7 protein-coding genes, 1 tRNA gene and 2 pseudogenes are annotated in these 12,053 nt (G+C 70.3%); 6 read left to right on the top strand and 4 right to left on the bottom strand.

What is annotated here, in order from left to right:
• Positions 1-1,317: 1,317 nt before the first annotated feature.
• Entirely contained in the window at positions 1,318-2,247 is a 930-nt protein-coding gene (locus tag IE096_RS30600; protein ID WP_189457317.1) for an NAD-dependent epimerase/dehydratase family protein, read from the bottom strand.
• A 160-nt stretch (positions 2,248-2,407) separates the two neighbouring features.
• Between IE096_RS30600 and IE096_RS30595 the strand changes: the two genes are divergently transcribed.
• Positions 2,408-3,121 (top strand): TetR/AcrR family transcriptional regulator, encoded by a 714-nt coding sequence (locus tag IE096_RS30595; RefSeq protein WP_189457274.1) that lies wholly within the window; start codon positions 2,408-2,410, stop codon positions 3,119-3,121.
• Positions 3,122-3,860: 739 nt separating this feature from the next.
• On the opposite strand, the gene IE096_RS30590 is transcribed toward IE096_RS30595, so the two are convergent.
• Positions 3,861-4,325 (bottom strand): Lrp/AsnC family transcriptional regulator, encoded by a 465-nt coding sequence (locus IE096_RS30590; RefSeq protein ID WP_189457272.1) that lies wholly within the window; start codon positions 4,323-4,325, stop codon positions 3,861-3,863.
• A 93-nt stretch (positions 4,326-4,418) separates the two neighbouring features.
• Here IE096_RS30590 and IE096_RS30585 point away from each other — a divergent pair.
• The 5 genes and pseudogenes from IE096_RS30585 to IE096_RS30565 all read left to right on the top strand — a co-directional run bounded on the left by IE096_RS30585 (position 4,419) and on the right by IE096_RS30565 (position 7,578).
• Positions 4,419-5,253, top strand: a pseudogene (locus IE096_RS30585) (LLM class flavin-dependent oxidoreductase).
• Complete coding sequence (locus IE096_RS30580) at positions 5,250-5,687, top strand: nucleoside deaminase (RefSeq protein ID WP_189457270.1); 438 nt, start codon at positions 5,250-5,252, stop codon at positions 5,685-5,687. The pseudogene IE096_RS30585 and the gene IE096_RS30580 overlap by 4 nt, the downstream one beginning before the upstream one ends.
• A 294-nt stretch (positions 5,688-5,981) precedes the next feature.
• On the top strand, positions 5,982-6,503 hold the full coding sequence (locus IE096_RS30575; protein ID WP_308430401.1) for a hypothetical protein: 522 nt from the start codon (positions 5,982-5,984) through the stop codon (positions 6,501-6,503).
• A gap of 745 nt (positions 6,504-7,248) precedes the next feature.
• A pseudogene (locus IE096_RS30570) lies at positions 7,249-7,481 on the top strand (transposase); the annotation flags it as partial.
• Between the two features lie 23 nt (positions 7,482-7,504).
• A tRNA-Met gene (locus IE096_RS30565) sits at positions 7,505-7,578 on the top strand.
• A 145-nt stretch (positions 7,579-7,723) separates the two neighbouring features.
• Here IE096_RS30565 and IE096_RS30560 read toward each other — a convergent pair.
• Positions 7,724-8,845 carry a serine hydrolase domain-containing protein gene (locus tag IE096_RS30560; protein ID WP_189457266.1) on the bottom strand — a complete coding sequence of 374 codons (1,122 nt, stop codon included), beginning with the start codon at positions 8,843-8,845 and terminating at the stop codon, positions 7,724-7,726.
• 109 nt (positions 8,846-8,954) lie between these two features.
• Complete coding sequence (locus IE096_RS30555) at positions 8,955-11,495, bottom strand: DEAD/DEAH box helicase (RefSeq protein ID WP_189457265.1); 2,541 nt, start codon at positions 11,493-11,495, stop codon at positions 8,955-8,957.
• Positions 11,496-12,053: the final 558 nt, after the last annotated feature.

Raw genomic sequence — 12,053 nt, 5'->3', positions numbered from 1 at the left:
CCGCCCTGCGGGCCTGTGACCGTACGGGCGAGCACAGCGATCTCGGCCCGGCACAACGATGACCGGCCGGCCCCGCAGGGTTCCCCACTGCTCTACGGCGGCGCTGACGCCCCCGACTGCTCCGTGACTGCCGCTACGCTCGCCGGTGTTCTGACGATGTGAAGGCGCTGCCGCGCCCCCGCGTCTTCGACCCTAAGGCAATTCGGCGATCTTTCCTTTGTTTCGCCGGAGCGCGGTGGAGGGCAGGAGCTGCCCACGGACGAGCCGGGAGAGCCGGTGCGAGCGGGAACCCGCTGCCCACAGCCCGGGCAACACGTGGGCTGCCGAGGCGTTCCAGGACTGCGGCACCCCGGTGAGAGAGCCCCGAGCACTGCACCCCAGCCGGGTTTCGCGGCACGACGACGCGGCACGGTATGGCCCGACTGTGCACAAACCGCAGCCCCCCAAACGGTGCGCCCCCCAGCGGCGGTGCGTCCGGCAGCGGCGGTGCGTCCGGCTCCTTCGGCCGGACTGCGTTCGACGGGAGGGTTGCGGTGTGTGCGCAGTCGGGCCTGAGCCTGAGTGTGCATACCTTTGTCCACGACGCCGACGGCGGCCACGACCGTCCTGGGGGTCCTGGGGGCGGTGCCACGTTGGCCGGGTTGGAGAGTAGCCGTACCCGCCTGTAGGGCTGCGGGGCGGTCCGGGCCCGGGATTCCCGGTTCTTCCCCCTGCTCGAGGCCGGCGAGCTCTGCGTGGAGCGGGACGGGATCGGTGTTGTCCTCACCGGGTGCGAGACGGTCCGTTGCCGCCTCGGCCGGCTTGCCGAACGGGGCGCTGCGACGCCGGCTGTGTCACCGGGTGCTTCGGGGACATCGTCGCCGCCGCACAAGGGGCCAGGCCGGGAATGGCGGGATCGTCGTCTGGTGAAGCCGGCGCGTGCTCATGGGCGTGCGCTCCCGCAGGGTGCGCCGGTGGCGGAGGGGGCGTTCTCCGGCTTCACGAGCCGTATGGCGCCGGCGGATTGGGGGAGAGGGGCCTGGTGAGGAAGGCGGTTCCGGGGCCGTGACCGTCAGGAGGCTGGTTGTGGCCCGGCGGGCCCGGTGCTGTGGTGGGCGCGGTGACCTGCTCCTTGCCTGGTGGCGTCGGGCCGGCGGCGTCACCGGGAGGGCCGGCCGCTGGACGGGGATTTCCCCGCTTGCGGAGGCGTTGCGGCGCCGCGGGGGAGGCCCGCCGCGGCTCATCGTCCGTGACGGACGCCGCGTTCAGGGGGGCGCCGGCATCCGCGGTCCCGCGTCCGTGGCCCGGCGTCCGCTGTCCGTTGTCCGCGGTCGGTGGTCAGTGCCGGGCCCGGGCGAGGGTGTCGTCCAGGGTGGTCTCGAGGGCGGTCGGCCTGATGCCGAAGGTCTCCTGGATCGCGGTGGAGTCCATCACCTGTGGTTCGGTGTGCTGGTAGAACAGCTCGGCGTAGGAGTCTATGAACACCTCGTCGAACGGCCCGAAGGGGCGCGGCTCGCTCATGATGGTGATCTTCAGGGGCTGTCCGGTCTTCCGTTCGATCTGCTGGAAGATCTCGCGGGTGGTCCGGGCGGGGCCGGTGGGCAGGTGCCAGACGCGGCCGTCGCCGTCGGGGCGTTCGCCCAGGGTGGCCAGGCCGGCGGCGACATCGCGGATGTCGGTGTAGCTGTGGGGCAGGTCGATGTCGCCCAGGCCCAGCACCTCGCCTCCGGTCAGGGCACCGGGGAAGACGGCACCGCCCAGGGTGGAGTTGAGCACGCCGGGGCCGACGAAGTCCGCCGAGCGGCCGAGCACGACACGGGCCCGGCCGTCACGGTGCGCGGCCAGGTACTTCTCGTCGAGGACGGCCCGCATCCTGCCCTTGGCGCCGGTCGCGTTCCACGGGGTGTCCTCGGTCATGACCCGGCCGTGTGTCTCGCCGTAGGGGTAGAGGGTGTCGAGGACGACGAGGCGTGCCCCGGTGGTCTCCACCGCGCCGAGGATCGCGTCCTGGATGCCGGGCATGACCTCGACCTGCAGGTGATAGGCGGCATTCACGCAGTGGTGGACCACACCGGCGCCCTCGATCGCCGTCAGCGCTCCCTCGACGGTGCTCACATCGCCCTTGCGGCGCTCGACTCCGTCGACGGGCGCACCGGTGCCCGAGCGGTCGACGAGACGGACCCGGTGGCCCCGGCGGGCCAGTTCGGCGGCGACGGCGGTGCCCGCGGGGCCCGCACCCAGGACGACGTGGAGATCGGCGGCGTTCATGAGGATGTCCTCCAGCTCTTCGGACGGGCTGTCATCCACGCGCGCCAGCCCATGAGTTACGATGAATCACCTCTGTTAGACACTATAACTCTCTCGGGTGTGATCCAGGCAAGACCCACCGAAGACCCCCCGGGACACCGCACAGCACAGGAGGAACGCCATGGCCGCCGCGGCAACCAGCCCCCGGGCCCGCTACCGCGAACAGACCCGCACCCAGATCAAGGAGACCGCCCTCGCCCAACTGGCCGAAGGCGGACCCTCCGCCGTGGCCCTCACCCGCATCGCCAAAGAGATCGGACTGTCCGGCCCGGCCCTGTACCGGTACTTCGCCAACCGCGACGACCTCCTCCACGCCCTGGTCCGCGACGCCTACGACGACATCGCCACCACGATCCGCCACACGGCCACCGACCTGCCCGACAGCCCCACCGCCGCCCTCCACCGCCTGACCGACGCCTACCTCGACTGGGCCACCACCGAACCCCACCGCTACCTACTGATCCAGGGCAACCCCATCCCCGGCTACGCCGCCCCACCCGACACGATCCGCCGCGCCCGCGCCGCCATGGGACCCTTCGTGAAAATCTTCGCCAATGGCCGCCCCACCCACGCCGTCCAGCCAGTCGTCGACGAAATGACCACCTGGCTGCACCAGGACGAAACGGCCGCCGACTGGCTGCACGAGTACACCGGCCTCACCCCCGACGACCCGAACGCAGGCTGCGCCCTCGCCGGCCCCGTGCTCGCCTGGTCCCACCTGCACGGCACCGCCCACCTGGAAGTGTCCGGCCAGTACACGGGCATGGGCCACCACGCCCGAACGCTCCTGAGAGCCCAGATGGCCATGCTGGCCACCGCCTTTCACCTCTCCTGACCCACCCCCGCCCCCCCCGCCAGGCACACTCCGGCACCCGGCGAAGAACTGCGGGCTCACCGGTTCCGCGGCCAGGACCACCAGCCCGTGCCCCAAACCGCTGGGCGGCAGGGTGCTCACCCGCACCTCGTCCGCAGGGCTCCTCGGCACGCCGGTCCCTGAGCTCCGTCACCGCCGAGCGCATGCGGCCCGGACGGGTGAACCACACCCGGACCTGCGGGCCGCTCGTTCCCGCCACCACCACGTTCGCCCGGCCGGTGATCCGCTTCGTGCGGGAGGCACGGTCCGCGCCCTGCGCTGCCCGACGGGAGGCGACGTCGGCAATGGCCGCGGTGCAGGGCACGTGCTCGGCCGCGCGGGCTGGCCACGATGCGACGCTTACCTGGGCCTGCGGACCTGTGTGGCCTGCTCCCCTCCTGCCCTCCCCAGGGTCTCGCACGCGCTTCGGCTACGTGCTCGAAGAACTCGCGTCGCACTGGGAGGCTTCGCGAAAGTCGGCGCTGCGTGAGCGAAAAAGCCCCCGGCCGCCCCGCGCCATCACGCAGTCATCCCGCATCCCCACGCGATGCGGGATCGGATGACGGGGCGTGACCAGCGCACGGACAGCAGGGTGCGCGGCGCGATGCGCAAAGGGGTCGGTCCGGGCCTCCGGCGCGCCGGGTTCCGCCGGAACGGGGCGTCGGCAGGGGGGCGATTGACACGGGCCGTTGGCCGCCGCTGCGGCCGGGCAGCTGTGGCGTCAGGGGTGGCCGGGTCCGCGATAGGCCAGCGTCTGGCTGTAGACGACGTTGGTGGTCGTGCTGCCGAAGCCGGCCAGCTCGTCCACGAGTGTCTCCAGATGCTCCATGGACCTCGCGGCCACCTTCAGGGTGTAGCAGTCGTCGCCGGTGGTGCGCAGGCACTCCAGGATCTCCTGCCGTTCGGCGAGCAGCCGGCGCAACGGCTGGTGCCGGTTGCCCGGGTACTTCAACCGGACGATGGCCAGCACGGGGTAGCCGACCTTGGCCAGGTCCACCACGGCGTGATAGCCGGTGATGACGCCCAGCGATTCCAGATTCCGTACCCGTTCGGTTGTCGCCGACGAGCTGAGTTTGACGCGCCGCCCCAACTCGCTGAGGGAGATGCGGGCCTCCTGTTGCAGCTGCCCGATGATCGCCCAGTCGATGTCGTCAAGATTCACGGCTTCGTCAAGATTCACGGCCATACCGCGACTCTACCGGCAGAACCACGGAAGAACGCCGCCACCGCCGGGAAACATCGGTTCCATGTGCCGTGATCGCCGCGATAGCCTCGGGCCATGCAACTTGGCGTCCACGTACCGAACTTCGGGCCGGGGACCGACCCTGGCCTGCTACGCGAATGGGCGCGGACCGCGGAGGGGCTCGGCTTCGGCTTCGACTTCCTCATGGTGTCGGACCACGTGGCCATCACCCCGGGACGTGGCCGAGCGGTACCCCGAGCCGTTCTACGAGCCGTTCACCACGCTGTCCTGGCTGGCCGGCATGACCACCGGCCTGCGGCTGGGCACGACGGTGCTCGTCCTTCCCTACCGGCATCCGCTGCCGGTGGCGCGCATGGCCGCCAACCTCAGCCGGCTCAGCGGCGGCCGGTTCGTCCTCGGAGCCGGTGCCGGCTGGGCGCGCCAGGAATTCGACGCACTCGGCATACCGTTCACCGCACGCGGCAGCCTGACCGACGCATACCTGGGCACCCTGCGCAACGCCCGGCACGGGCAGCCCGAGGAGGTCACCGCCCTGGTACCCGTCCGGGTCGGCGGCAACAGCGGGGCGGGGATCCGGCGTCCCATCAGGTTCGGCGACGCCTGGCACCCGCTGCGGCTTCCCCTGGCCCGGATGCGCTCGGCCCTGACGAACCACGCGTTGCCGGCGTTCGCGCCCCGCATCGCCCTGCGGCTGACCACCATTGCGGTCGACGAGCCCGAACGACCGGCCGGTGCCGGCACCATCGAGCAGATCCCCGACGATCTCGACGATCTCGACCAGCTCCGCCTGCTCGGCGCCGACATCGTCGTACTCGACCCTTACCACGGGGACCCGCGGGAAACCCGCCGGCCCCACGCGGCCTGGCAAGCACTCACCACCGTGGCCACACACTGGAGGACACCCTCGTGATCACCCCCGCCGACCACAAGCTCCTGCGTCGCGCGATCGGCATCGCCGCCCACGCCATCACCTTGGGCGACGCCCCCTACGGCTCCCTCCTGGCCGGCCCGGACGGCACGATTCTCGCCGAAGCCCACAACACAGTGCGACGCGACAACGACATCACCGCCCACCCGGAACTGAAACTCGCCCGCTGGGCAGCCCGCGAACTCGCCCCGGAGACCGCCGCACACACGACCCTGTACACCAGCTGCGAGCCCTGCATCATGTGCGCCGGCGGCATCGTCCGCTCCGGTCTCGGCCGGGTCGTATACGCGCTCTCCACCGAGCAACTCATCGAACTCAACCCGCCGTCGGGTCAATGGCCGACCGTGACGCAGGACGGCCCCGCCCTGTTCGACGAGGCGCGCACCCCCATCGACGCCTACTACCAGCCGCACTGACACGCCCACCCCACCCCGCACCGAAGCCCACCGGACACCGGGAACCGTCCCGCATACGCCTGCGCCATGACGACCCGGCGCTCGCCGACCAGAAGCCGCCCGAGCCCACGCTCCACGGGCGACGCCAGGCCCACAACGAGCACACACCCTCACCGAAGTACCCGTGAACGACGGGGGAGGACTGCCTTCCCCCGCGCGGGGGAAGGCAGCGGTACGGATCTCCTCCCGAGGCCGGCTCCAGGCCGGTCCTCAGGGACGACGCTGGGGCGACGAAACGCCGGAACGATGGTGCGCATGACTACCACCCGACTCCTCCCCAGCCTTCCGCCCCCGCCCCGCTGGGCCGTCCGCGCCGCCCATGCCGCCGCGCTGGTCACCCTGCCGTCCGGGATCTGGCGCCTGCTGCTGGCAGCCGGTTTCACCGCCGGGTACACCGAGACCGGGTACGAGGCGATGGGCTTCACCGGCTGGGGTGCGGTGTACGTGGTCGGGCTCAGCATGGCCGGGGAGTTGCTGGCGCTGCTCACGCTCGGACTGGTCCGGCCATGGGGCGAGCTGCTGCCGCGGTGGATCCCTCTCCTCGGCGGACGCCGGCCGAACCCGCGCACGGTCACCGTGGTGGCGGCCCTCGGCGCCGGGGCGCTGACCCTGGGCCTCACCCAGTTCGCCCTCTGGTGGGCCTTCCCCCACCCGAACATGACCCCTCTCGGCAACACCCTCGCCGGATTCCTCTACCTGCCCCTCGTCGCCTGGGGACCACTCCTGGCCGCCGTCACCCTCGACTACCGCCGCCGGCGCCGCGCCGCAGGAGCCTGACCAGTCCGGCACGGCCACTCAGGCCGCCGCCCGAGCAGCCACCCCGGCATGCGGCGCCCCATGCACGTTCGCGCGAACAACAGCACCATGCACAGGCTGAACCCCCACCCGGGACTGGGACAGAGGCGGTTCGGGTACCAGGCCTCCTACGCCTGCAGCGGGCTTCCTCTTCCCTCACGTCCGGCTGGTGCCGGCCGCGCGGGCGGCCACGTCGAGGCCGGCGGGACGTAGCCGCTTGGCCCCTCACATGCGGGGGCAGGGATCAGCTCCTGAACGCCCGGAACAGTCACCGCACCCAGCTCGCGACGCACTGCCACGCGCCCGCCCCCTCCGCCAGGAAGTTCGCCCACGACCACAGCCCCACCCCGGACCAGCCATGAAATACGGCACGCCGCCCTACCCGAAGAACCGCCCACGCCCGCGGCCTCCGCCATCGCCGAGGCACCACGCTCCCGTCCCCAACCAGCACTGCCCGGCCTTCGCTGGCCTGCGCACCCTGATCGGTGGACCGCGAAGGCTACTCCAGCACCAGGAACGCGCCCCGGAGACACGTTGCACGGGCCGGCAGCCGGCAAGGCGGCTGTCGCGCCGCACGACACCCCGCTGCCCGCACGACACCCCGCTGCCCGCACGACACCCCGCTGCGCCCGGACGATCTGGCGATCTGGCGTGACCGTGGACCCGATCACCACCGACTCCCTCGGCGCCCGCCGCACCACCCTGCACACCCGCCCAGCAGGGCGGCGTGCGCACGACGAACGCGATCGAGCCGTGAACACCCGGACCCGCCGGGCGGCCAAAGCCCGCCGACACGTCCCGAACGAGAGCGCCGCCATGAAACGCGTCTACATGACGATCATGTCCCTGGACCCCACCGGCAAGGGCCAGGCACGCTGGACCACGCGCGGGAAAACCACCTTGAACGCCTTCGGTATCAGACCGGTCCTGGCGGAAAGTGGTCATGGGCACCCGCTGTGATGGCGTACGGTGGGGGCTACCGACGCGGGGTGGAGCAGCTCGGTAGCTCGCTGGGCTCATAACCCAGAGGTCGCAGGTTCAAATCCTGTCCCCGCTACTGCTTCGGCAGGGCCCGGATCCATACGGATCCGGGCCCTTTCGCTCTGCTGACCGTCCCTACCGACGGCACTGGCCAATGGCGGTTGCCGCTCCAGGGAGCGCCGAGCGTGTCCGACCACGTGCCACGTGGGGCGTCTGCTCCGTCAGCGTGTCAGCGACTTGTATGCGGCCTGGAGGATCCTCTGGCCGCGTGGGTCGGTGAGGCCGAGGTTGGACATCTGGTTCATCACATAGGCGATGGTCATGCGCGCGTCGAGGTCGTTGACGATCAGCGATCCGCCTCTTCCGCCCCAGTAACAGGTCTGAGGGTTGGTCGTGCTGACCGGTGCGTCGTCGGCGTTCAGGGCGTAGCCCATGCCGAAGCGTAGGGGGATGCCGAGCACGAGGTCGGTGCCGTGGGACTGCTCGTCGAATACCGCACGACAGGTCGCTTCGGAGAGAAGGCGTGACGTGGGTGTCTGGCCTCCAGAGGCGAGGACCGATTGGAGAGCAGCCACGGATCGTGCGTTTCCGTAGCCAGCTGCCGCAGGGATTTCGGCGCGGCGCCACCGGGTGCTCCAGGTGTCCTGGACGGTCACGTAGGCGCCGACCGGGATGGCCACACGAGGGCTGGCTGCGGGCGCGGGGCCGGTTGCGGGGATGCCGTCGGAGACTCGGTGATCGTGTTCGGCCGCGAGACCGATATGGAAATCAACGTCCAGCGGGCCGGCGATCTGGTCGGCGAAGAAAGCACCGATCGACTGCCGGCAGACGCGGCGGACGACCTCGCCGAGCAGAAAGCCATGGGTGAACCGATGGTAGCCAGACTCCGTGCCGGGTTCCCACCGGGGCGACTGGCGGGCCAGCAGGGTGGTGACCTTCTCCCAATCGCACAGATCATCGAGGGTCATGGGCTGATCCCAATCGGGGAGACCAGCGGTGTGGCCGAGCAAGTGCCGGATCTCCACGCGGTCTTTCCCTGCGATGCCGAACTCCGGCCAGTATTTCGCGACCGGTGCGGACAGGTCGAGCTCGCCGCGATCAGCGAGGACGAGAGCACACACCGCAGTCATCGTCTTCGTGATGGACCACACGTTGGTGATGGTGTCGCGTTGCCACGGTTGCATACATTCCTGGTCGGCGTAACCTCCCCACAGATCGACCACAGGCTCGCCGTCGACGTAGATCGCCACCGAGGCACCGACATCCGCCCCGCTGCGCAGCGAGTCGGCGAACACTTCCCGTACTGCGCTGAACTGGTCGCTGCAGTTGCCTTGAATTTCCATGTCGAACAGGGAACTCGATCTCCAGCGCTTCGTCACCAGGCAGCCAAGGCAGATGGCGACTATCCACCGCTGCGCGACTGACCAACGGCTGATGGCAGCCTTCGCCGTATCACTTTGCGTCGCGCTTGCTGGTCCAGCGGATGCCGAGGGCGTCGAGGTCTGCGCGGCGCTGCTCGGTGAGCTTGCCGGCGCGTTTGCGGATGTTGTCGAGCACCATGCCGAGCTTCACCCCCACAAGCTCCTCAGCGCCGCTCTGAGGGCCTGTCGGCCGGCCTTCCGGCTCGAGGTGCTCGATGTGCTTCCTGGGGACGTTGAGGTGTCCTTCGCGGGCGTGGAACTGCCGAGCCGCGCGGAGATTGAGCGCCCACTTGTCTTCCTGCGTGCGTTTCATGGGTCGTTCGTGTTCTTCGGCTGGGGTGAGTCCGAGGACGTTCTCGATCAACCACTGCTGGACCGGCAGCAAGTCGTCCCAGTCGAGGCGGCAGGCCATCACCCAGCGGCCGAGGTCTTCGCCCTGCACGATCACCTCACCCGCAACCACCGGCACCGCCCCGCCGCCTTCGACGTGGGCCTGGGTGAGGCGGAAGCAGCGCTGCCACCCGGTGTCCCACGCCGGGCACCAGCCCGGGTCGATCTCGTCCAGCGCCTCCCGCCGCGCCTCGGTGAGTGCCTTCGTGCTGGATGCGACGGGGAGGCCGGCCTCGCGGCGTTCGGCGATGGCGTCCGCGAGCCGGGCGGCGGTGCGCATGTTCTTGGCCCAGATCCCCACCGGATACCCGTCCCAGACGGCGGTCGCCGGCGGCAGGAAGTGCCCGTGCACGGCAGCCCAGGCACGAGCGGCGGCAAGCCCTTCCTCGAACGCGACGTCCTGATGCGACCAGACCATCCCCAGCCGGTCCAGCTCTGCGACGCGGGCCGGGGCCAGGCGTCCGGCCTTGTTGAAACGCCGCTGATCGGCCAGCCACGTCCCCAGCGGAAACCCCGCGGGCGACCACTCCGGCGGGGTGACGAAGCCGTACGGCACCCGCAACTGCACCGCGCCGGTCTCCTTCACATACCGCACGCACGCCTCGATCCCACGCCGCCAGAAGGCGTTCTCCGGCTCGATCACCCGCAGCTTCACGAACCGCGCCAGCAGTGCCGGGTCCCGGGGCGTGCTGAACTTCAGCAGCTCCCGCGCGGGCACACTCGGCCCCCGTTCACCCTCCAGCCGCTCCTGGTCGCCTTCACCGGCCCCGGCTTCCTCCTCCTCGGGTTCGTAACGGCCGCTGCGCACACGGGGGTCGGCGAGGGCTTCGATGGCGTCGGTGTCGTGTGCGCGGAGCGCTTCGAGGATCTTCGCCAGGGTTCGGTAGGCCGGGGAGGTCAGCATTTCGTCCGGACTTTCACCCGGCGCGAGGAATACGGGAACGATTAGCGAAGCGATCTTTCCTTCACCGGGCTTCATACGGAGTGCGCGGCCGACCATCTGCACGATATCGACCATCGACCCTCGCGCATCACAGAATGCAACGGAATCACAATTCGCTGTATCGACCCCTTCGCCCAGCACTTTCACGGAGTTGAGCACGCGCAGCGCGGCCGGCCGCAGCTCGCCCCCGCTCACGAGGACGTCGGAAGCGAACTCCTCCAGCACCGCCCGCCGGTGCCCCGGGGGGTGCTCACCGCACAACCAGGCGGCCCACACCCGCTCCGGCCGCGGGAACCGGCGCGGATCGTCCTCCCACAGCCGGCGCGCGGCGCCAGCGACGCCGGCGGCCATGGCCTCCGCCTCGGTGACCTTGCTGTGAAAGGCCAGAACCTTCCGCAACCCCTCCTGCGCCACCGCCGTCAGAACCCCGGCCTGCAACGCCGCCAGCCGCGCCCCGCGCACCACGTCCGAACCGGGGCCGGCGACTTGATGCGCCTCGTGCAGCTCAGGGTCGGTGATGTCGACGCACACGACCTGGTACGGCGCGACCAGCCCGCGGCTGACGGCCTCGGACAGCGTCAGCTTGAACGCCACAGGCCCGAAGACGGGGGAGTCCGGGTCCATACTCGCGATCAGGCGCGGCTCCTCGCCCCGGCCGCCCCCGGCGGCTTCCCAGACGCGGGCGGTGGCGGTCGTGTAGAGCCGACGGACCGCCGGGATCCTGGTCTGGTCGTGTACGGCTGCCCAGGGCTTCCCCGCGTCCCCGCTGGTCCGGTGCGCTTCGTCCACGACCATCAGGTCCCACACACCCAGCCCCTGGGCGTGGGCGCGTTGCAGGATGCCCAGGCCGACGGAGGCGTAGGTGGCGAACACCGTCACCCGCCCCAGCCCCTGCACCCACGCCACGAGCTCGGCCGGATCCGTCGTGCAAGGTACGCCATCGGAGTCCTCGGCCCGTAGCGAGCAGACCCCGATCACCGCCCCGGTACGGCCGTCCTCTCTCCAAGCGGCCACGGTCTGTGCCAGCAGATCCAGGGTCGGCACCAGGACCAGCACCCGCTGCGCCCCCAGTTTCCGGGCGGCCTCGGCGGCGATCAAGGTTTTGCCCGAGCCGGTCGCGGCGATGACCTGGGTCCGCAATCCCCCGGCCGGCATGTGCCCGCTGACGGGGGTCTGCAGAGCGCGGAGGACGGCATCGACCGCCTCCACCTGATGCGGGAACAGTTCTTTCCTCGACATGCCTTTTCCCTTTACCGTCCGCGTCTGACGCCTTTTCGGTTCCACTGGAATTCATTTATGACAAAAACTACGAGAGCCAATAACCCGGATTTTTCAGCTCCTCAAGAACGGGATTCCGATCGAGTCGGGATGCCCCACCCGGTCGCGCCGAATCCGTGACGGGGACCGCTGCTCTCTCCATAAGGTAGCGGGCCAGCTAGAATGACGCACACCCGCCCTTCTGAAGCCTCCCGGTCCATCCATCTCCTCCACCCAGGACCGCCATGACGGGGTCGCCTACCACTCCACCCGACCCCGTTCTAACCAGACGATGAAACAAACCTTCTGACGCATCGTCATCCACGCCCGCGCACTGGTCCTGCTAGCCCAGGAACGCGCGGAGCGCGTTCCCTCAGGCCGGATCGCGGAGCGATCCGAGCCCGAGGCCAACGGAGTTGGCCTCCCGGGCCACGGAGTGGCCCGGATCTCCGGGACGGAGTCCCGGAGCACCCCACGGAGTGGGGTGCTGCTCCCGCCGCGTAGCGGCGGCGCGTCGTGTCTGCGGAGCAGACCGCGCGC

This window comes from Streptomyces abikoensis, assembly GCF_014648775.1.
Lineage (GTDB): Bacteria > Actinomycetota > Actinomycetes > Streptomycetales > Streptomycetaceae > Streptomyces > Streptomyces abikoensis.
Note: the sequence above shows the minus strand (reverse complement) of the source record. Positions and strands in the feature narration are given on the sequence as shown.